Raw genomic sequence first — 21634 nt, 5'->3', positions numbered from 1 at the left:
AAAGAAAAGTTCTTTCTGTTGGGAAAGAAAAAGGCCGGGAAAGATTCCCGGCCTATGTTTTACAGGCCTAAAACAGAGGTGCCCTGCTCAAAGACTATATCCACTGGAATATTCTTTTCTGATAGCTTATCCAGGGAGGTTTGCAGATCGGCGTCGATCTGTCCAGATTCATTTAATAATCTGCCCGTGCCTTCATAATCGCCATCACCCTGCAAAACCAGGATGTCGTTAGAAAGCGCATCTATGGCTTCCCTGAACCTTGCTTCATCAACTTTATATAATCCTTCTCCGTTTTGAGTGAAAGCACCTTTGTCCCTGAAATAATTAAACCTTACCATATTCGCCTTTCCGTGAGCACTGGAAGCGCCAAAACGAATGGAGCGGAAAATACTTGCCAGGAAGGTTACATAATAATCTTTTAGTTCCACATCTTTCAATTCACCTTTGTCATGAAGCTTGGTGATCATATAGATCCCCAGAACGTCTGCCTTTCCTTCTTCCAGGGCGCCGGCATGTTCTTTAAGAGCTTCTCTCACGGTACCTTTCCCGTTAATCGTATTCTTTATCCCCAGGCCATGGGCTACCTCATGAAACATGGTATTGGCAAAAAAGGCATTAAAACTTATATTTTTCCGCTGTTCCGGTACAATCAGGTTTTCAGAAATAGGGATCAGGATCTTGTCATATTTAGCCTTCATGGCATTTTTTAATTGCAGCCTGCGACTACCATATTCGGCCTGTACCTTTTCATCATTAGGCAGGTTAATGGCAATGGTCTTACTGCCTGCATTGCAATCGCCGGCATAATAGACCACGTCGTAAGCGTTCAGATCCGATTCGGTTCCCGGGCTGTCCTTTTTGTATTTGGCATCTACCGGAAGTTCTGACTGTAGCATCGGCAGGAAAGAAACATACCTGGCCAGGCGCTCGCTCCATTCTTTATCTTTAATAAGCACATAAGATTCGTAGGCTGCTTTGAAACCGAAAAGGCGGTCTTCATAGGTCTCTATAGGGCCGGTGACCATGTCTATGGAATTGTTCTTCATTTGCATCCAGGCCACATCACTTTCATAATATTTATCACTAAGGAAAGCCTCGGCTCTCAGGTTAAGATATTTTTTGAAACCGGGATCTTCCGCCATTTCTGCCGCTTGTTTGAGGAGGTCTGAAGCTTTTTTCAGCTTTTCCGGAAACATTTCGTGATACCAGACTGCTTTAAGTTTCGAGTTTTCATCCCGGCGAATGAAGGTGTAGAGACTTTGCTTGTTTTCTAAATCGGCATTATTGAACCCCTCTTTGGTCATGTCTGCCGGGTAAAAGTTCGCCGCCTGTGGTTTTGGGCCATATTCTTTTATAAATGGTTCAAGGTTGTTCAGCCTGTCCCAGGGCCCGTAATTAATATTCACATATTCCGAAGTCATATCCTGAAGTTTAGGCATCAGGCTATCCTGCCCGCCAAAAGCCTGGTACCAGAACAGGTCATCTGTGATTTTGGCTACTTCGATAAGCAGGGGAATCATTTTTTTCTGATTTTCAGAAAGGCCTGAGAGGTCGCTTTCTAACCTGACCTCTGCGTACTGGTTTACCAGTTTGCTGATGTCCTTATCATCGCTTACCATTGAGGTATCCTTAGATTCAGGTTTGTTATCTTCTTGTTTATTATCCTTACAGCTGCCAAGGACCAGGAGACAAAGTAGTAATAAAGAGATGCTGAGTTTATTCATATTGTTGGTTTTTAATTAAGTAGATATAAAATTAAACTTTTCTACTTAACTATTTTTATGAATTCACTCAGGCTGAAAAAGATAAAAATGAATGGCTTTCTAATCTTCCTGCACCCTCTGCAAACGCATCACTGCCATATCGCCGGTAATTAAATTCAGGGTTTGCCCACGGTCTGTAACCGAATAGGTATTTACCCTTTGCAAGGTTTTCATAAAGGATTCTTCCCCGGTCATATCAGGACACATTTTTTTGGTGAGAGCGATGGCCTCGTCCAGGATAAACTCCTTGCCTTCAATGCTCACCTTTCCACTAAAATTATTACAACCAGTAGTTCCGGAGATCTGCCCCTTATCTGCATCAATGATCAGGCTTGGCTTAATTCTGGGAAAAAGGGAATCCATTGGTTTAGGCATGGCCGCTAAATAATTCACTTCCCAGCGACCATTAATAAGCTTTGCTTTTTGTGATGAGGTCATAAGCTTTTGTTCTTCTTTAGGTTTTGATTCCCCGTTTTCCTTACAGGAAAAAGAAATGAGCCCGGCAAGGAGAAGGCCAATGATGAATAAACTTTTCATTCGGTATGATTTAGATATTATGGTAATTTACAGTAATTGGACCAGATTCAATGAGCCTTGTGATTTTCCTGAAAATTTCGGAATTTCTTAAATTTACCAGGTTTTTTTCTTCATTAATTAATCTTCATCCCGGTCTTTCTTACCCAGGATTTCCACCTTCGCCCTTTTTGTAAGTACCACGTTGCCCTTGGAATCATAATCAAGTTCGATGCGCTTCACCTTGTCATCCTTGTCTGGAACTGCAAATGCAGTAGAAGACATGCCTTTGGTAAGTATACCCACGCCGCGAGCGTCATATTCTTTTTCCTTCCCGCCTTCCATGACGATCTTTATTTTTTTTAATTGAACGGTACCCTGGACACATTTGATTTTGATCTTATCTACGGTTCGTTCGTTTCCGGTAAGGGTCACCTTGTCTGTTTCTCCCTTAAAAGCCACATTCTTTTCAGCCAGTTTTTTCCAGTTATCGTTCTGGGCAATTCCTGAAAAGCCGGTTAAGAATATTAAAATGATTAGATATTTCATAATGTACAAGTTTGAATGATATGATGTAAGTGTCTTAAAAATAGTCAATTAAGCTGGATGAATGCTCCTGATTAATTCAGGTTTAACTAAAAAAAAGAAAAGTCTTCTTGTTGAGGATTTTGAAGTTTTAGACGGGTCAAATATTTTTTAAATGTTTGATATACAGAGCTAAGAGGCTTTAAAATACTTTTACAAGAGTTAATTAACTGCTAAAATTTGAAATAGTGATAGTAATACTATTAGTTTTGTTGGAAATACTATTACTGTGGACCAGGTTTTTAAGAATGTAAAGATTTCCGTGAATACCGAGTTGTACCTCAAGGATCCGGAGTCTACTCCCTTAGGGAAAAATATTATCGGGCAGGGGATCCTGCTTATCGATAAGGTAGGCTTCGAAAAGTTTACCTTTAAAAAATTAGGAGCAGAGATAAACTCAAACGAAAGCTCAATTTACAGGTATTTTGAGAATAAGCATAAATACTTGCTTTACATTACCAACTGGTTCTGGGGCTGGAAGGAACTTCAGCTAACCATGATGACCCTCGGAATAAACGACCCATTCAAAAAACTGCTGAAAGGCATTGAGGTCATGGCTCATCCGGTAGTCGAAGATATGAGATTTAAACATATCAACGAGGTGGCCCTGAACAATATCATTATCAATGAATCTTCAAAATCTTATCTAACCAAAAAGGTAGACGAAGAGAACAAGCACGGCCATTTTGTTATCTATAAAAGGCTGGTTTCCCGTATTAGTGAGATGATAAGCGCAGTAGATCCAGGTTATGAATATCCTTTCAGCCTGGCCACGACCATTATTGATGGTTCCATCCACCAGCATTTTATAAACCAGCATTTTTCGTCTATTACAGACCAAAGAGCCGAAAACTCTCCGGCCGGATATTTCGAAAATATGGTTTCTAACTTATTAAAAAAGACAAATGAAAGATAAATTATCTCCTTTCCAAAGATTTGTAGGCCTCCTGAAACTTGAGCGAAAGGATTTCCTCCAGATATTCTATTATGCCATTTTTGCGGGATTGGTAAGCCTTTCGGTACCACTTGGTATCCAGGCGATCGTAAACCTTATGCAGGGTGCCAGGATATCTACGAGCTGGTTCGTGCTGGTGATCGTGGTTACCCTGGGTGTTGGCTTCGTGGGGATCTTACAGTTAATGCAGATAAGGATTCTTGAAAATGTACAGCAAAAGATATTTACCCGAGCTTCCTTCGAATTTACCTACCGGTTTCCTAAGATCAGGACACGTGAACTAAAGAACTTTTATCCGCCAGAACTGGCCAACAGGTTTTTTGATGTGCTTATCATACAGAAAGGCCTTTCCAAAGTGATCATTGATTTTCCGGCAGCCCTGGTACAGGTGTTTTTTGGTCTTATCCTGCTATCATTATACCATCCATTTTTTATAATCTATGGTATCCTGTTAGTAGTGATCATGTACATAGGTTTTAAGATCACCGGGAAAAAAGGACTTGACGCCAGTATGGAAGAATCGAAATACAAATACCGGATAGCACACTGGATACAAGAAGTAGCGCGTACCCTCATTAGTTTTAAAATTTCAGGCCGTACAAACCTGGCCATTAATAAAAACGATCGCATGCTTAGCGATTATCTTGATGCGAGGGAATCTCATTTCCAGGTTCTACGCATACAATTCGTGCAACTTATCATATTTAAAGTACTTGTAACAGCAGGACTTCTGGCCATTGGTGGAATACTTGTTCTAAATCAACAAATGAACATCGGGCAATTCGTTGCGGCAGAGATCATCATTCTTTTGATCATCGGTTCGGTTGAGAAAATCATCCTGGGAGTAGAATCGTTTTACGATATTCTGACTTCTTTGGAAAAAATGGGGCAGGTAGTAGATAAGGAACTGGAAGATCAAACTGGAGAAGAGCCCTTTGAAATGGGTGAACCCCTTACTATCGAACTTAACGGGGTGCAATACCATGGTTTTGATGGAAAGAAAATCATCAAGAGCCTTGAACTCCGTATAAACCCCGGAGATAAGATCCTATTAAAAGGAGAGAATGGTGCCGGGAAATCTACTCTCTTAAAGCTGATCGCTGGTCTTATTCAGCCTAGTGTGGGCGAAATCTTTATCAATGATATTTCCATAGAGACCATTAAACTGAGTCACTATCGCTCCATGATCGGTCAGTCTATAAGCGAAGAGTCTCCCTTTGAAGGTAGCATCCTTGAGAATATTACTTTGGGAGATGAGCAGATCCCAAAACAGGATATACAATGGGCTTTAGAAAAGACCGGACTTATAGATTTTGTGAAAAAACAGCCTAAAGGTTTGAATACCATGATCTATCCGGAGGGGATTCAAATGCCTTATTCAGTCTCCAAGAAGATCATTCTTGCTCGTGGGATCGTTAAGAAACCATCTATACTCATCCTGAACGATCCATTAGATCAACTGGATGATGATGAAGAAAGCAGGATCCTGGAATTTCTTTTCAGTGAAGAGAATAGTTGGACTATCGTAGTGGCCAGCAAGGATCCAAAATGGGAAAAATACTGTAACCGCCTTTTGAGAATTGAGAAGGGCAAGATCAAATCTAAAGACTAGGAAATGCTGAATATAACTAGAAATAGCCTGCACGAGAAGGTAGACCTGAGGCAATATGAATCGGGCAAGAAAGTTTTTGCGGAAAGAAACCAGAAATATTTCAACCGTTTTTTAATTGTTTTCGCTGTTATCCTGGTGATCGTGCTTTTTCTTCCATGGACCCAGACCGTGGCCGGGAAAGGTTATGTTACGACCTTGACTCCAGACCAGCGCCCGCAAACCATACAATCTCCAATCCCCGGAAGGATAGAGAAATGGTACATTCGGGAGGGTGATTTCGTGGAAAAGGGAGATACTTTACTACATATTTCGGAGATCAAAAGCGAATATTTTGATCCTAAGCTGGTAGATAGGACGGGTGACCAGATAAGGGTCAAGGAAAGTTCACAGAAGTCTTACGAAGAAAAAATAAGGTTTCTTACCAATCAGGTAGGCGCCCTGCAGCAGGAAAAAGAGCTGAAAATAGACCAGGCTAAGAACAAGTTGAAACAGAGCAGGTTAAAATACCGCAGTGACAGTATAGATCTGCAGGCTGCAGAGACCAATCTGGAGATCGCCAGGTCTCAGTTTAACCGGGCACAAACCCTGAACGAGGAAGGCCTGAAGTCTACGCAGGATCTGGAAAATGCTCGCTTGAAACTACAGGAAGCCCAGGCCAAGAAAGTAGCTCAGGAGAACAAGCTGCTGGCTTCTGAAAACGAGATCATCAATGCCGAGATAGAGCTGAACAGGATACAGGCAGAGTATGCTGAAAAGATCTCCAAAACCCAGAGTGAAAGGTCTACCGCAGAGAGTTCCATGTTTCAAAACCAGGCAGATATCAGTAAGCTGGAAACCTCTTATTCTAATTATGAAACCCGGCGGGACATGTATTTTATACGTGCCCCTCAATCTGGATATATAAACAAGGCCATAAAGGCCGGGATAGGAGAGAGCTTTAAAGAGGGCGAACCCCTGGTGAGCATCATGCCGGCGAATTATGAACTTGCCGTAGAAACTTATGTAGACCCGATCGATATGCCGCTTTTGCATGTGGGAGAAAGTGTAAGGGTACAATTTGATGGCTGGCCTGCGATCGTTTTTAGCGGATGGCCAAACAGTTCTTACGGTACTTTTGGTGCTAGGATCGTGGCTATAGAGAATTTTATAAGCCCTAACGGAAAATACCGTGTATTGCTGGCTCCAGACGAGGAAGACCATGAATGGCCTACCGAGATCAAGATCGGTTCTGGTGCTTCCACATTAGCCTTGCTGGAAGATGTTCCAATCTGGTACGAACTCTGGCGACAGCTAAATGGCTTCCCACCAAATTATTATACTCCCGAAGAATCAGGAAATATGGCAGAGAAGAAATGAGAAGAATAGAATTATTCATATTACTGTTTTGTCTTCAGCCGGTTTTCGTTTTAGCTCAGGATAGTTTACGCCTGGATTTTAACGAGTACATGGCAATTGTCAAGAAGTACCATCCGCTAGTAAAACAGGCTGGGCTGGTGACCGAAGAGGGTGATTTCAAGCTAATGAAAGCCCGTGGAAATTTTGATCCCAAGGTCGAGGCAGACCTTTCTGAAAAGGAATATAAGTCTACCGAATATTATAACCTGTTCAATGCGGCCTTTAAGATACCTACCTATTACGGGCTGGAGCTGAACGCAAAATATGAATCGAATTCCGGAACTTACCTGAATCCGCAGAATACCGTGCCGGAGGACGGACTTTATTCTGCCGGAATTTCTCTGGATATCACAAACGGGTTATTCCTTAGCGAGCGGATGTCTGCCTTAAAACAGGCCAAAATATATCGGGATCAGTCAGTCGTGAAAAGGGATATCATGACCGCAGAGGTTCTTTACCAGGCTGCCTTAACCTATTTCGAATGGTATACTGCTTTCCAGGAGTATGCCCTTTATAACAGCTTTGTAAACAATGCTGAATTTCGGTTGATATCGGTTAAGAAGCAATTTGCAGCGGGGGATAAACCTGCGGTAGATACTCTTGAGGCCAATATTGCCTATGAGAATCGTCAGGTGCAATTGCAGCTGGCTGAACTTGACTACCGGAAGGCCAGTCTTAAACTTGCCAATTTTCTCTGGACAGAGAATAATGTTCCCCTGGAGTTAACCGGACAGGTGATTCCTGTAGAGAATTTGCTTGAACAGGTGAACGAGCTATGGCTGGAAGATGAGCTTGCTGCTACCGAAAATGTGACCGATAATCCGAAACTGAGGTTTTTGAGGTATGACCTCGATATGCTGGAAGTTGAGAAAAGGCTCAAGGCTAACAGGCTCTTGCCAGATTTGGATCTTACTTATAATTTCCTGACGGAACAACCCGAGGAATGGCAGCAATTGAATAGGGATGATTATAAGTTCGGTATCAAATTCAGCCTGCCGCTTTTTATGAGAAAAGAGCGTGGAGAACTGCAGATCGCTAAGCTAGCGCTTGAGAATTCGCGATATGAACTTATGAACTCGATACAGGAAATCTCAAATAAATTGCAAATCCTGGAAACCGAAATAATCTCCTACCGTGACCAGCGGGAAAAGATTCGAAAACTGGCCAGTGACTATGGGCTTTTAGTACAGGCAGAACAGCGAAAGTTCGAACTGGGGGATAGTTCTCTTTTCCTGGTAAATAACCGTGAAAATTCATTCATTTCGGCAAGGATGAAAGAGATCGAGATCACAATTAAATTCCTAAAAAGCCGGGCAGAGCTGAAAAAGCTGACAGCAACCTTCTAAGCCTTAACATTAGGCTCGAGATTTATGAGTTGGTCTTTTCAGCAAATAATAGGCTTTGATCTATTTTTAATAATTTGAAAATCCACCTTTCAGGTCATAGGTCTTCTCAAAACCCATTTTTTTCATCATACTGGCGGCATTTCTGCTTCGCCCTCCTGAGTGGCAATAAACGTAAACCGGTTCACATTTGTCCAGTTTTTCCAGACCAGCCCTGAATTGCTGCTGGTTGAAGAAATCCAGGTTTACAGCATTTTGCATCGCACCCTGTTTAAATTCCCGTGGAGTGCGAACATCAATCAACTGAACTTTATTTGAGTTTATGGCGGTTTTGAATTCTTCAGCAGACAGCAATTGAATGTTATCATCCTGCTGAGAACTCGTACCAAATATTGTGCTTAATAGAGACATTAGGAGAATAATTTGTTTCATGCGATAAAAGTATGGATCAATTTAGAGTTGGAAAGTAACCTTGGTTACCGAATGATAGTGGCGAATTTAATTTAACTTGGGATCATATTCAAAACAAATGGAATTTCAGCAGACTTTGGATCTTTTTGGGGATGTGGATATCTACGTGATAGATCAGATCCTGAAAGGCCGGTATAAAAAGGATGATAAGATCCTGGATGCCGGCTGCGGAAGTGGTCGCAACCTAAAATGGTTCTATAAGAACGGATTCAAAATAAGCGGGATAGATCTTGATGAAAAAAGACTAGGAATTGCACGAAATCTATATCCTGATGCTGCCTCAAATTTTATAAAGGGAGAGCTTGGGAACTTACCATATCCTGAAAACGAGTTTGATCATATTCTCTGCTGTGCAGTGCTTCATTTTGCTGAAAATAAAGATCATTTTTTACAAATGTTCTCTGAGCTTATCAGGGTTTTGAAGCCAGGAGGAAGTCTTCTTATCAGGGTAGCTTCAGATATTGGCCTGGATGGAGAAAAGCCCAATGTTCAGGATCCTGTGAACGATAGAAAAGCTGGTTTTTATATCACCCGCGATCTGATTTCAGAATTGATGGAAATCCATCAGCTTGATCTCCTGGAACCGGTGAAGACTACCAATGTACAGGATATCCGGGCGATGACTACGCTTGTTTTCCGGAAATAAAAAAGGCGACATTTCTGCCGCCTTTGAATCTATTGAGTTTTGTATTATTTCAAGGTTGAAGGACATACATAATCGGTGGTTTCAACTCCTGCCTCTTTCATGGCTTTGAATCCGCCCTGTACATCAACCAGGTTGTGTATTCCACGGCTCTTCAGGATCGAGGCCGCGATCATACTTCGGTAACCACCTGCGCAGTGTACGTAGAAAGTTTCATCTTCAGGATACTCTGCTAAATGCTCGTTGATCTCAGAAAGAGAGGTATGCTTAGCATCCTTCACATGTTCTGCCTGCCATTCTCCGGGTTTACGTACGTCGAATACAGGAGCATCTTTAGCTTCCTCCTTAAATTCTGAAGCAGGTATGGATCGCACTGAGTCTGTTTCTTTCCCGGCTTTCTCCCAGGATTCGAAACCGCCTTCCAGGTATCCAAGCGTATTGTCAAAACCTACTCGTGAAAGTCGGGTGATCGCTTCTTCTATCCGGACTTCGTTGCCAATGAGCAGGATAGGCTGCTGCACATCCTTAATAAGATCACCCACCCATGGGGCGAAACTTCCATCAAGGCCAATAAAGATCGAGCCTGGAATGTGAACTTTGGCAAACTCAGACTGGTGCCTGATGTCCAGCATGACCGCCCCGGTTTCGTTCGCGGCTGTTTCAAAAGCCTCAGGGCCTAGCGCGCTATGCCCGGTTTTCATTACCTCTTCAATATCCTTATAACCCTCCTTGTTCAGCTTAACGTTCATAGGGAAATAGGCCGGGGGAGGAAGAAGACCGTCGGTCACTTCTTTCACGAATTCCTCTTTGGTCATATCTGCCCTCAGGGCATAGTTCATCTTTTTCTGGTTACCCAGTGTATCCACGGTTTCCTTCATCATGTTCTTTCCACAGGCTGAACCTGCGCCATGTGCCGGGTAAACGGTAATGTCATCTGCCAGGGGCATGATCTTGTTGCGAAGACTGTCAAAAAGAATGCCTGCAAGTTCATCTTGGGTCATGCTGGCCGCCTTCTGGGCAAGGTCAGGACGTCCCACATCGCCGAGGAATAATGTATCTCCCGTAAACAGGGCATGATCCTTTCCGTCCTTATCTTTCAGTAAGTAGGTAGTGCTCTCCATGGTATGCCCTGGAGTGTGCAATGCTACAAAAGTGAGCTCTCCAAGTTTGAATTCCTGCCCATCTTCAGCAATAATAGCTTTAAAATTCGGGTTGGCGTTTGGTCCATAGATTATGGGTGCTCCGGTCTTTTCAGAAAGTGTCACGTGGCCCGAAACAAAATCGGCGTGAAAATGGGTTTCGAAGATATACTTGATCTTTGCCCCGGCTTCGGTGGCCTTGTCGATATAAGGCTGGACTTCACGAAGCGGATCGATGATCGCTACTTCTCCATTACTTTCGATATAATATGCGCCCTGAGCCAGGCAACCGGTATAGATTTGTTCAATTTTCATAAGCTTCAATTTTCCCTGATCCAAATATGCAGATCAGAATGATGACTACAAAAGTAGGCCATGACATTTTATCAAAAAGTAACAAATATCACATTTCTGGAAGTTTTCTAGCAATCATAAGGCCTGGAATGTGAAATTTAAATTCGTTCCTACCTGGATTTTAGTCTTAAGAAAACTGATTTCCTTAACCTGGCTGGTATTTTTTGAAATTTATTAGAGCCTGATAATTAAATTATTGCGTAAATTCAATCCGCTTTAAATGGATCAAAACATGAACTTCAGGATTAGCGAAAAGATCTTCAGTAATTATCTCAGTTTTCTAATCGGAAGCTTCAGTCTTTTGGCTATCCTGGCCTGTAAGGAAAATAAGGATAGGGGACAGGAAGATATTTCCGCGGAGCTTTCAGAAGAATCCAAAGCTAACAGAAAATGGCCTGAACCCTCTTCAACGATGGAAGGAATAGCCATTTATGAGAATTTTGAAGACCTGGAACCTGTTTTTCACCTGGAAAACGACACTACTTATGTGATCAATTTCTGGGCGACCTGGTGCAAACCCTGCATCAAGGAACTGCCTTATTTTGAAGCGGTCGACTCCATCTATTCAGATAAAAAACTGAAAGTAGTATTGGTAAGCCTTGATTTTCCGAAGCAAATAGAGGATAAGCTTGTGCCGTTCGTGAGAGAAAAGAAACTGAACTCAAAGGTGTTGGTTTTGCTGGATGGCAAGTACAATAACTGGATCGATAAGGTTTCAGAAGACTGGAGCGGGGCGATCCCGGCAACTTATATTTACAAGGGAGAGCAGACTAAACTGATAGGCACGTCCTTCGAGAACCTGGCGCAAATAGAGAAAGAGATCAAGGAATTTTTATAACATAAAACATAAGATTATGAGCAAGTTAATTTTAGTCCTGGCAGGAATTTTATTCTTTGCAATGGCCCAACCCATCAATGGCATTGAAATAGGGGACAAGGCACCCGATTTTAAATTGAAGAATATCGATGGCAGGGAATACAAATTTGATAATATAAAGGATGCCAACGGGAACGAACCGAAAGGCTACATCGTGGTTTTTACCTGCAATACCTGTCCTTACGCCATTGCGAACGAACAACGCCTTATAGACCTTCATAATAATTATGCTCCTAAAGGGTACCCGGTAGTGGCCATTCAGCCAAATGATCCAGCGGTGCAGCCAGGAGATAGTTTCCAGGCCATGAAAGAGAATGCGCAAGAAAAAGGCTTTCCTTTCTTATATCTCCTAGATGAAGGGCAGGAAATTTACCCAAAATATGGAGCTACCCGCACCCCGGAGATCTTTTTAGTAGATGCCAACCGAATATTAAGGTACCATGGCGCCATAGATGATAGTGTACGCGATGAGGATGGTGTAGAGCAGAAATTCGTGGAAGATGCAATAGAGGCCATGGAAAATGGAAAACAGCCGGAGCCGTCAACTACGAAGGCAGTAGGCTGCAGTATCAAGACAGCTTAAACATTCAATATATATTAAAAGGGCTAACGGCATTGCTGTTAGCTTTTTTTATTTTGGATTATCCAGGCGAAATTTTCAATATTAAAATCCTAAGTCGGAACTGATATTAGTTTTACTCATTTTGAAGTTTCTGTAGCAATCCGTTTAAAATTTCATCATTTTCATCAAGCAGATAATCCTTGATAAATATATCTGGAATTACTCCTTCTTCAGCGGTGCTTCCGTTAACCCGGATGATCCTTCCCTTGGATACCTGAACAGTGGTCCCGGTATTTGGTAACTGGAAATAGAACACCGAGGCGTAAAGTGATGGATAATCACCGGTTTCCTCGCCCACAATGGTTCCAAAATCATAATCCTGGATCTGTGCAGCAGTAACTGCAGATTGGGAATGTGATTGCCTGTTAATTAATACAAAAACATCACCTTTAAAGCGCTTAGCTTCTGGTTGAGGCTTAAAGGCTTCAAATTTATAAGGATAGATCTCATCATTTTTATGAACTAAAACCTCTCTCCAGAAAGGCTGCGTGGTATCCCTTTCCTTCCGAACCTGGTCTTTTAGCAACTGACTTGACTTCAGGCTAAAATTAGATGTCCAAAGGAAGGGTCTATCGGCAATATAAGAAACAAGGTAATCGCTGAAGGAATCGTCACCTCCGGCATTGTTCCTTAAATCGATGATCAAATTCTCAATTTCAGCCTCCTGTATACGCGTAAAAGAAGAGTCAATAAAAGATTGGTAGATTTCAGTATCACCTCCAAAGTTGCCGGGATTTAAAAATGCCGTAGATCCTAGAAAACGAAGTTCCATTTTTGAGCTTAGTATCTCTTCGCGCTTCATTTCATAGTCTTCGATCGCTTCTATTGCTGACAAATTTAAAGTTTTCCGTTCGCCATTGCTGAGTACCTCAATCTTGAAATTATCCTTTTCGCCAAATACCTGCCAGTAATATCGGGGAAAGGAAAACATCTCTAACTTGGCATTTTTGAAGTAGGTTCTTTCAGCTGAAATTTGCGGATAGATTTTAGTTAAAATCTCTTGTATGGGAACATCATCAATAGCTACAACCTGAGTACCCGGAGATATAGTTTGATTGGACCAGTTCTTTCTTACCAGCGTCCTGTCACCTTCAATAGCGAGTTCCAATGGAAATAGCTTACCGCCGGCGGAAGCGAATTCTATATAAGACTGGCCCGGGAATCCTATTTCAGTATGACCATTTTGTGCAGAGGAAGTAAGCTGCTGCAGTATGGTCGTAGCTTCCAGAAGGCTTAATGAATCTTTGTTAATGGATGTTTTTAAATGATTATGTACATCGTCATATTGGGCTTCCGGGGTATACGCAAATAGGTTATAATGTGATTCCTTTAATGCTTTATATAGATAATCAAGATCCTGAATTACTTCGGTCTTTGAAAACATCTTTGAGGACTGTGCTGAAAGCTGAAGCGAAAATGCAAGGCATATCAGTAACAGGTTTCTTTTTATCATGATACCAGGTTTATAGTCACAAGATAATGACGATGTTTTAAATAAGCTGTTGCAAAAAGAATTAGCTTCCTGGAGCTGCTTTCCTGGACTAATGATACATTTTGATAATTATCGAATTTTTCCAAAAGAAGATCGAAGGATTTTTTTTTGATAAGAACTTTTGCTAGTACAGTGATTGCTCTCTTTTATAAACCGATTTCCCCTCTTTGATCGTTTCCAGCACCAGGATATCCTTGATGTTTTCAGGATCTACCTTTAATGGATTTTGATCCAGGATGACCATGTCTGCCAACTTTCCTTTTTCTAGTGTCCCCTTTTTATCTTCTTCAAAATGCTGGTAACCGCTCCAGGCTGTAATCGCCTTTATAGCCTCATAAGGTGTAAGCCTTTCTTTTTCGCCAATTACGGCTCCAGATCTTGAGGTACGATCCACCGCAGTCCAGACTACTCGCATTAAATTGGGTAAAGCTACCGGGGCGTCGGAATGTATGGTCACTTTCATTCCCTTGTTCAAAGCGGTACGCATCGGGCTAATTTTGTTCCCAAGAGAATCCCCAATGATCTGCTTATGCCAGTCTCCCCAGTAAAAAGTATGTAAAGGAAAAAGAGAACCAATGACCCTCATTTCACTGAAATCTTCCAGCTGGTCTTCCCGAACGTATTGACCGTGTATCAACACAAAACGCCTGTCTTCGTTCCCGTATTCTTGAAGTAGGGGTTTTAAAGTTCTTATCATTTGATCCATGGCGGCATCTCCGTTGGCATGCGTGAGAGTTTGCCAGTTATTTTGTAATGCCTTTCGATAAATATCGGTCACCTCTTCATCATTGGGGATCGCGGGATATCCTGAATAATCTTTTGCGGCTCCGTCTGGTGGAAGCAGGTAGGGCTGGGTTCTCCAGGCAGTTCTTCCCTGTGGGGAACCATCCAGGGTTAACTTCATTCCGCCAAATCTAAAATGATTATTATAAGTTTTAGAATACCAGTCGGTGGAAAGGTATTTGTCTGCCATGATGTAATCTACATAACTCACCACATCAAGTTTTAGTTTACCGGCTTCAGCCAGGCTCATTAGTTGATCGGCATTTTGCATGGTCCTTCCTTCCTGGGCTGTGGTATAACCATAGGATAGAGCCATCTCCTGGCCGGCATCGAAAAAGCGTTGTGCAGCCTCAGGTGTCGCTGGCATGAGGGCGACCATCATATTAGGAATTGCAGCCAGTTCTTCCAGTACGCCATTGGGCTCATTTGATCCTTGCATGTGCCTGATTATTCCTCCCTCTGGATCTTCAGTTTCAGAAGTAATTCCTAATTCTTCAAGACCTTTAGAATTAACAACTGCAAAATGGCCGGAAATATGGATAATCATTATCGGGAATTCAGTCGTGACCTTGTCCAGGTCCTCCTTAGTGGGAAATCGCTTTTCATCTATTACCGAATCGTCGAAGCCCATCCCGAATATCCATCCAGTCAATTTTCGGTTTTCAGGAGTGTTCCAGGCTCTAAGTTCTTCAATCATCGACGGAATATTATCGGCTTTCCCATCAGGTGACGGCAGTAGGTTTACACCAATTGCCTGGGTCGCGAAATTGCTAAAATGAGCGTGTCCGTCGATCAAACCAGGTAATAGTGTTTTTCCTTTAAGATCTACTTCAGAATAATCGTCTCCTGCCTGTTTTTTCGCTTCTTCGAGACTACCCACAAAAAGAATCTTGCCATCGGCTTCTACTAAAGCTTCAGCATAATCAGGATTTTCCCCGGCCATTGTGAGGATATCGCCACCATAATAAATAGTAGTTTGTGAGTTTGTTGTTTGCGCAATGACCATTGAGGCAAAAAAATAGAGCGGAACAAGTAAATAGGATCTTAAGATGTGCATAGCTTGAGAATTTGCGGGAGGGCTTTAAGTTTCTGAAAAACAACTATTTGAAAATACGAAAATTTTTGCATTATTTCATTTTCGCGATTTCTCGGTAAAACGATCTTTCAGAATATAATTTTCTAAGCTTTTGGGAAGATCCTTATTTAAAATTTTGATTATTAAGAATATTTTATACTTTTATGAACAGTTAAAAACCAAATTAGCTTGAAAAGCAGTTTTTCAATATCGGTAATTAAATGTAAGCCTTTTACACTTCTTGGGCTGCAGCCGATATTTGATTGCTAGAACCCTTTCCCGAATTTTATCGCTTTAAGATCGGTTCAATTTCTTGAGACCGGATTATAATTTCAATTTTTCTAATTTAATTATAAGCCATGTTCAATTTTAATTCCTTTAAATATTTTATCTGCTGTAAACCATTGACCTTAATGGGACTTCAGCCGATATTCGATTGCTAGACAATTTCATTTTTTAAAACCACCTTACTGTTTTTTTGGAGATCTACTATAACTCTTCTAGAAAAACGGCAGGGGCAGTAGATTCCTATTAGTATTAATCAATTAAACTAAAAATGAAATTTTCTAAACAATTTTTTATATACCTCATTTTCTTTAGCTGCGTCGCCACGGGCTTTGCACAGAGAAATATTACCGGTACTGTTACTGCTGAAGATACCGGGGAACCATTACTGGGCGCGAATGTTCTTGTTCCAGAATCAAGCATGGGGGTTGTGACCGATTTTGATGGTAATTTTGCCATAGATGTACCTGAAGGCACAGAAGCCCTGGAAGTATCCTTTGTGGGGTACCAGTCTAAAACCATAACTCTTACCGATGCTACTTCCTACCAGGTGAGTCTATCGGCAGACCAGACCCTGGATGAGGTGGTCATCGTTGGTTATGGAACCCAGGAAGAAAAGGATGTTAGTAGTAGTATCCAGACCATAGATACCGAAGAGATAGGAAAAACACCGGCAGCGAGTTTCGAATCGGCCCTGCAGGGACAGACTCCTGGGGTGAATATTTCTTCATCTTCCGCAACACCGGGAGCTGCCATTAATGTGAATATCAGGGGAGTTTCTTCCATCTCTGCAAGTAGCCAGCCGCTATTCATTGTAGATGGTGTGCCACTTGTTTCCAGGAATAATTCAGCTTTGAATAGTAATATTCAGCCAACAAACCCTTTGGCAGATATTAACCCAAATGATATTAAAACCATTACCATTTTAAAAGATGCCGCCGCGGCTTCTATCTACGGTTCGCGTGGTGCTAACGGGGTGGTTTTGATCACTACTAAAAGAGGTAAATCGGGAAGGACTTTGGTAAATGTTGGTTATTATACCGGTTTTTCTACCATTACCAATACTCCTGATCTTGTAGGTCCGAACCGTTTCAAGGAATTCTTTAATACGGCTGCGGAATTCGACGGGCTGGGGGAAGATTATTTCGACTGGATCGATACGTCCAACGGTGTTAGTACCAATATCTATGACGAGATCTTCAGGACAGGGATCACACAGAATGTAGACGTGAGTGCTCGTGGAGGTTCAGATAAGACTCGTTTTTTCATTAGTGGAAACTATTTTAATCAGAAAGGTATACAGATTGGGCAGGAGTTCGATCGTTTAAGTACGAGACTTAACCTGGATCATGATATAAATGATAAAGTAAAGATCGGAACCACCATGTTCGTGAATCGCAGTGTACATGACCGTACGATCAACGAAAATGACGAATACGGGGTGATCATCAATGCTCAGGGTTGGGATCCAACTGCTCCTATCCGAGATGAGAATGGAGAATATACCAATCCTTTTAGTTACAATACCTGGTGGCCGCTGGAAAACCCGGTTTTAATTGCTGAAGAATACATCAATGATTCCCGCAGTACCCGTTTCCAGGCTTCCGCTTTTGCTGAATGGGAAATAACTGACGGCCTTACTTTTAAATCTATGTTCTCTTCAGATTATTCCAATTTTGTAGAGGAATCCTTTGTTCCGGCGGGAACAAATAAGTCTGATGACGGAGAGGCTATTTTCGCTACTTATGAAGAAACTACCTGGCAGTTAGAAAATACCCTGAATTATAACAGGACTTTCGCTGAAAAGCATGACCTGGACCTGTTGGCGGGATGGACCCTGCAGGAAACCAAGGCCCAGTTCTCAGACCAGGCAGGGGTAGGTTTTGCTACAAATAACACCACAAGTATTTCTGCGGCGAGTACAATTATCAATAGTACTTCCGGGAAGAACCAGTTCGGTTTACAGTCATTCTTTGGAAGAGCTAACTACTCTTTTGATAATCGATATATTTTCGCTTTTACCCTTAGAGCCGACGGTTCTTCACGGTTTGGGGAAGATAACCAGTACGGCTATTTCCCTTCAGGATCTGTTGCCTGGAGAGTGAATGAAGAAGATTTCTTTGATTCGGAATCTGTTTCAAATTTCAAGATCAGAGGAAGTTACGGGATCACCGGAAACCAGGAAATATCATCTAACTGGGTAGGAACTTATTCTTTAACTGCTGGTTATAACAATAGGCCAGGGATCGCACCGGCCAGGCTTGAAAATTCCGACCTGGGCTGGGAAAAGACGAAACAGCTAAACATCGGGCTGGATCTTGGTTTCTTCGACCAGAGACTTCGTATCACAGCCGATTATTTTAACAAGCAAACCGAAGATCTGCTGCTGAGTGCAGGAGTATCTGGGTTAACAGGATTCAGCAGTGTCTTTCAGAATATTGGAGAGATCGAGAATAACGGATTTGAATTCAGTCTGAATGCAAATGTTATCCAGGGTGAGGATTTTAACTGGAATTCAGGTTTCAATTTCTCTCTTCTGAATAATGAGATAAAAACCCTGCTCAACAACAACGAGATCGTGGGAAGAAACCATATTCTTAGCGAAGGGGAATCGGTAAGTACTTTATTCCTGATAAAATATGAAGGCGTAGATCCTCAAACCGGGGATGCTTTGTTCGAAGATTTGAACAACGATGGGGTGATAGACTTTGATGATCGCCAGGTTGTAGGCAGCGCATTACCCGATTATTTTGGTGGATGGTTAAATACAGTTTCTTATAAAAATTTCAGTTTAACGGCGAATGTGCAGTTCTCTGGGGGTAACAAGATCTTTAACCAGAGTAGACATGCCTATGAGAATTTCGGATTTACCAGAAGTGGAATTCCATATGGAAACATCAGCGAAAGAGTTTATGATAATTACTGGAGAGAGCCGGGACAGCAAACAGATGTGCCGAGGCCTTCCACAGAATCTGGACAATTGCAGAGGTTTAGCACACAATTCCTGGAAGACGGTGATTTCATCAGGTTGAGAACTTTGAGGCTGGAGTATGACCTGCCGGGTGATTTTGTAGATAGCCTGGGGATGGGAAGACTTAACTTCTATGTTCAGGGTCAGAACCTGGTTACCATCACAGATTATTTAGGTTTCGATCCTGAAGTATCTACGAATACTTCTAACCAAACAGACCTAAACATTTTACAGGGTGAAGATTTTGGTACCCTGGGACAGGCCCGTACCATCACCATTGGATTAAATGCTTCATTTTAAAAAACGATTATGAAAAGAATAAATAAAATATTAGCAATAACTCTACTCCTGGGATTAAGTGTTGGGTGTAGTGATGTTCTGGAAGTTGAACTGGACGACGAAATTCGTTCTACCGAGGCGATCAATGATGCGATATCATTACAATCTGCCGTAACGGGACTATATAGTGTAGCCCAGTCTGGCACCTATTATGGAGGTGAATTTATCATGGCCCAGGATCTAACCGGTGGAATTGCAGACGCTACGGGATTCCGTGAAAGATTCGCGCAACTTGATAACGCCCAGGTTCCTGCTTCCAGTATTTACCTGGAAAGTGCCTGGGTAGATGCCTATGCGCTTGTAAATTCAAGTAACCTGATCCTCGAAAAGATCGAAGAGCTGCAGTTAGACGATCCCGAGTCAATGGGTGCTGCGCATTTTTTCAGAGCCTTAGGACTTTTCGATGCTCTAAGACAATTCGGAGAATACAGAAATATGAGTTCTGAATTCGGGGTTCCGGTTTTTACAGAGTATGTAGATAACAGCACTGCCCTGGGAATTGGAAGATCATCGGTTGCTGAATCTTACAATCAGATCATTTCAGATCTCGAGACTGCAGAATCGCTTATGGAATATACCGGGGAAAGATTCCTTGTTTCCAAAGCCACTGCGGAAGCACTGCTGGCAAGAGTTCATTTGTATGCAGGAAATTACGAGGAAGCAGAAGCTTATGCCACCCTGGTGCTGGACAATCCTGACTATAGACTAAATGACGATTATAACGAGATCTATGAAAATGAAGGCTCTGATGAGGCCATCTGGGAATTGCAATTCACTGAAACCGATGGAAATAATCTTACTGAATATTTTTCAGTTTCTCCGCCGGAAGTATCGGCAAGTTATGAAGACTTTTATGCTGATATAGCTGCAGATGATGACCCAAGAGGAGATCTTTACTACGATGATGGTCGGGTTGTTTTCGTAGATAAATATGGAGTTAATGATGCCACCGTAGATGGTAATACCATCATGTTCAGGCTTTCTGAAATTTACCTTATAAGGGCTGAAGCTCGCGCAAGACAGGGTAACCTGGACCTTGCGTTGGAAGATCTTAATATGGTAAGGACGAGGTCTCTTCCTTCCATGCCAATAGAGGCTGAAGACGTAGCAGATTTTGAATCATTTGTAGATGTTCTGCTAGAAGAAAGGGCACGTGAACTTGCTTTTGAAGGTCATCGCTGGTTTGATATCGTAAGACTGGGAAGAGCTGAGGAAGTTTTAGGGATAGAGTCTTTCAGGACCGTATATCCAATTCCGCAAAGGGAGATCACCATCTCTGGAGGAACCCTGGTTCAGAATCCAGGTTACTAGTTGTAAGTGTTTGATTGATTAGTGGTCTTAGCTGGGAGTTCGTGTTTGAATTACTGCCAAACTCCCAGTCCTGGACCATTTGATCTATTGCTAACTTTTGGCAGAATCTCTTCTGCAGTTTAATCAATTATTGAATTTAATGACAAAGAATAAAAAATATACCCTTTGCATTCATGGGGGTGCGGGGGTCATAGAAAAGTCCAATCTTTCAGAAAAGGAAAAAGCCCTTATTCTGAATGATCTGGATAAAAGCCTCAAGGCCGGAGAAAAGATACTGGCCGGTGGAGGCTCGGCTATAGAGGCTGTACAGGAAGCGGTAGTAGCCCTGGAAAACAGTCATCACTTCAATGCGGGCAAAGGAGCCGTGTACTCCAGGAACGGCAAGCACCTCCTGGAAGCTTCGATTATGGATGGCTCCAATCTTAAGGCCGGAGCTCTGGCGAACAGTGAACGCATTAAGAATCCTATTAGGTTCGCCAAAACGCTGCTGGACCGGGACGATATAATCATGATCGCCGGGAAGGAAGCCGATGAGCTTGCAGAAAGCCTGGAACACGAAATGGTAGAGAATTCATGGTTTGATACTCCTTTCAGGGAGCAGCAATGGAAACAGGCAAAAGCCTTAAAATCTGATGAAACCTTCCTGGACCATTCTAATTTTAAAAAAGGAACTGTAGGCGCTGTGGCGATGGACAGTCACGGGAATCTCGCGGCAGCTACATCTACCGGAGGCATGACCAATAAGATGGAAGGCCGCATAGGTGATTCTGCGATCATTGGCAGTGGTACCTACGCCCAGAACAGGACCTGCGCCGTTTCCTGCACGGGGATCGGGGAATTCTTTATCAGGGCCACGGTCGCTTCTTATGTTTCGAATTTGATGGAATTCGCCGGCCTGAGCCTGGAAGAAGCTTCAGAAAAAGCTATTCATGAACATCATGGAAAGCTTGGAGGTGACGGCGGTTTGATCGCGGTTGATTCTGAAGGAAGAGTGGCCATGCCTTATAACTCTGCAGGGATGTACCGTGGGGTGCTTACAGAAAAGGAAAAAAATATTTACATATGGAATGAAGAGGAAAAGCTTTAATTTTCCTCTTTTCTTATTG

General features: G+C 42.3%; 17 protein-coding genes. 10 read left to right on the top strand and 7 right to left on the bottom strand.

The features are described 5' to 3' along the window. Positions 1 to 59: 59 nt before the first annotated feature. The 3 genes from FLP08_RS00330 to FLP08_RS00320 form a co-directional block, all read right to left on the bottom strand. The gene (locus FLP08_RS00330; RefSeq protein WP_156272879.1) at positions 60 to 1724 is read right to left on the bottom strand and encodes a dipeptidyl-peptidase 3 family protein; all 1665 of its coding nucleotides are present in this window, start codon (positions 1722 to 1724) and stop codon (positions 60 to 62) included. Between the two features lie 99 nt (positions 1725 to 1823). Then, positions 1824 to 2300: an META domain-containing protein gene (locus tag FLP08_RS00325; protein ID WP_156272877.1), complete on the bottom strand. Its 477-nt coding sequence runs from the start codon at positions 2298 to 2300 to the stop codon at positions 1824 to 1826. A gap of 117 nt (positions 2301 to 2417) precedes the next feature. Continuing rightward, positions 2418 to 2825, bottom strand: a complete 408-nt coding sequence (locus FLP08_RS00320; RefSeq protein ID WP_156272875.1) for a DUF2541 family protein — start codon at positions 2823 to 2825, stop codon at positions 2418 to 2420. Between the two features lie 265 nt (positions 2826 to 3090). On the opposite strand from FLP08_RS00320, the gene FLP08_RS00315 reads away from it, so the two are divergent. Genes FLP08_RS00315 through FLP08_RS00300 form a run of 4 tightly spaced genes read left to right on the top strand, consistent with a single transcriptional unit; the run spans position 3091 to position 8169 of the window. Beyond that, the gene (locus FLP08_RS00315; protein WP_162430861.1) at positions 3091 to 3777 is read left to right on the top strand and encodes a TetR family transcriptional regulator; all 687 of its coding nucleotides are present in this window, start codon (positions 3091 to 3093) and stop codon (positions 3775 to 3777) included. Further along, positions 3767 to 5428 (top strand): peptidase domain-containing ABC transporter, encoded by a 1662-nt coding sequence (locus tag FLP08_RS00310; protein ID WP_156272873.1) that lies wholly within the window; start codon positions 3767 to 3769, stop codon positions 5426 to 5428. The genes FLP08_RS00315 and FLP08_RS00310 overlap by 11 nt, the downstream gene beginning before the upstream one ends. 3 nt (positions 5429 to 5431) lie before the next feature. After that, a complete protein-coding gene (locus FLP08_RS00305; RefSeq protein ID WP_156272871.1) occupies positions 5432 to 6784 on the top strand; it encodes an HlyD family secretion protein in 1353 nt (450 codons plus the stop codon). Further along, positions 6781 to 8169: a TolC family protein gene (locus tag FLP08_RS00300; protein WP_156272869.1), complete on the top strand. Its 1389-nt coding sequence runs from the start codon at positions 6781 to 6783 to the stop codon at positions 8167 to 8169. Before FLP08_RS00305 ends, FLP08_RS00300 begins: the two co-directional genes overlap by 4 nt. Before the next feature lie 66 nt (positions 8170 to 8235). Here FLP08_RS00300 and FLP08_RS00295 read toward each other — a convergent pair whose 3' ends face one another. Then, a complete protein-coding gene (locus tag FLP08_RS00295) occupies positions 8236 to 8577 on the bottom strand; it encodes a rhodanese-like domain-containing protein (RefSeq protein WP_156272867.1) in 342 nt (113 codons plus the stop codon). Positions 8578 to 8695: 118 nt separating this feature from the next. Here FLP08_RS00295 and FLP08_RS00290 point away from each other — a divergent pair, with 118 nt between their 5' ends. Further along, positions 8696 to 9283 carry a class I SAM-dependent methyltransferase gene (locus FLP08_RS00290; RefSeq protein WP_156272865.1) on the top strand — a complete coding sequence of 196 codons (588 nt, stop codon included), beginning with the start codon at positions 8696 to 8698 and terminating at the stop codon, positions 9281 to 9283. A gap of 44 nt (positions 9284 to 9327) precedes the next feature. Here FLP08_RS00290 and FLP08_RS00285 read toward each other — a convergent pair whose 3' ends face one another. Next, positions 9328 to 10734 (bottom strand): MBL fold metallo-hydrolase, encoded by a 1407-nt coding sequence (locus FLP08_RS00285; protein WP_156272863.1) that lies wholly within the window; start codon positions 10732 to 10734, stop codon positions 9328 to 9330. A gap of 259 nt (positions 10735 to 10993) precedes the next feature. On the opposite strand from FLP08_RS00285, the gene FLP08_RS00280 reads away from it, so the two are divergent. After that, positions 10994 to 11611, top strand: a complete 618-nt coding sequence (locus tag FLP08_RS00280; protein WP_156272861.1) for a TlpA disulfide reductase family protein — start codon at positions 10994 to 10996, stop codon at positions 11609 to 11611. Between the two features lie 16 nt (positions 11612 to 11627). Beyond that, positions 11628 to 12233 carry a thioredoxin family protein gene (locus tag FLP08_RS00275; RefSeq protein WP_156272859.1) on the top strand — a complete coding sequence of 202 codons (606 nt, stop codon included), beginning with the start codon at positions 11628 to 11630 and terminating at the stop codon, positions 12231 to 12233. Between the two features lie 112 nt (positions 12234 to 12345). Here FLP08_RS00275 and FLP08_RS00270 read toward each other — a convergent pair whose 3' ends face one another. Then, the gene (locus tag FLP08_RS00270; RefSeq protein WP_156272857.1) at positions 12346 to 13725 is read right to left on the bottom strand and encodes a S41 family peptidase; all 1380 of its coding nucleotides are present in this window, start codon (positions 13723 to 13725) and stop codon (positions 12346 to 12348) included. 163 nt (positions 13726 to 13888) lie between these two features. Continuing rightward, positions 13889 to 15604 carry an amidohydrolase gene (locus FLP08_RS00265; protein WP_156272855.1) on the bottom strand — a complete coding sequence of 572 codons (1716 nt, stop codon included), beginning with the start codon at positions 15602 to 15604 and terminating at the stop codon, positions 13889 to 13891. 574 nt (positions 15605 to 16178) lie between these two features. On the opposite strand from FLP08_RS00265, the gene FLP08_RS00260 reads away from it, so the two are divergent. The 3 genes from FLP08_RS00260 (at position 16179) to FLP08_RS00250 (ending at position 21615) form a co-directional block, all read left to right on the top strand. Further along, on the top strand, positions 16179 to 19178 hold the full coding sequence (locus FLP08_RS00260) for a SusC/RagA family TonB-linked outer membrane protein (RefSeq protein ID WP_156272853.1): 3000 nt from the start codon (positions 16179 to 16181) through the stop codon (positions 19176 to 19178). A gap of 9 nt (positions 19179 to 19187) precedes the next feature. Then, on the top strand, positions 19188 to 20528 hold the full coding sequence (locus FLP08_RS00255) for a RagB/SusD family nutrient uptake outer membrane protein (protein WP_156272851.1): 1341 nt from the start codon (positions 19188 to 19190) through the stop codon (positions 20526 to 20528). A gap of 139 nt (positions 20529 to 20667) precedes the next feature. Continuing rightward, a complete protein-coding gene (locus tag FLP08_RS00250; RefSeq protein WP_156272849.1) occupies positions 20668 to 21615 on the top strand; it encodes an isoaspartyl peptidase/L-asparaginase family protein in 948 nt (315 codons plus the stop codon). Positions 21616 to 21634: the final 19 nt, after the last annotated feature.

It is taken from the genome of Christiangramia aestuarii, assembly GCF_009735585.1.
Classification (GTDB): Bacteria; Bacteroidota; Bacteroidia; order Flavobacteriales; family Flavobacteriaceae; genus Christiangramia; species Christiangramia aestuarii.
Note: the sequence above shows the minus strand (reverse complement) of the source record. Positions and strands in the feature narration are given on the sequence as shown.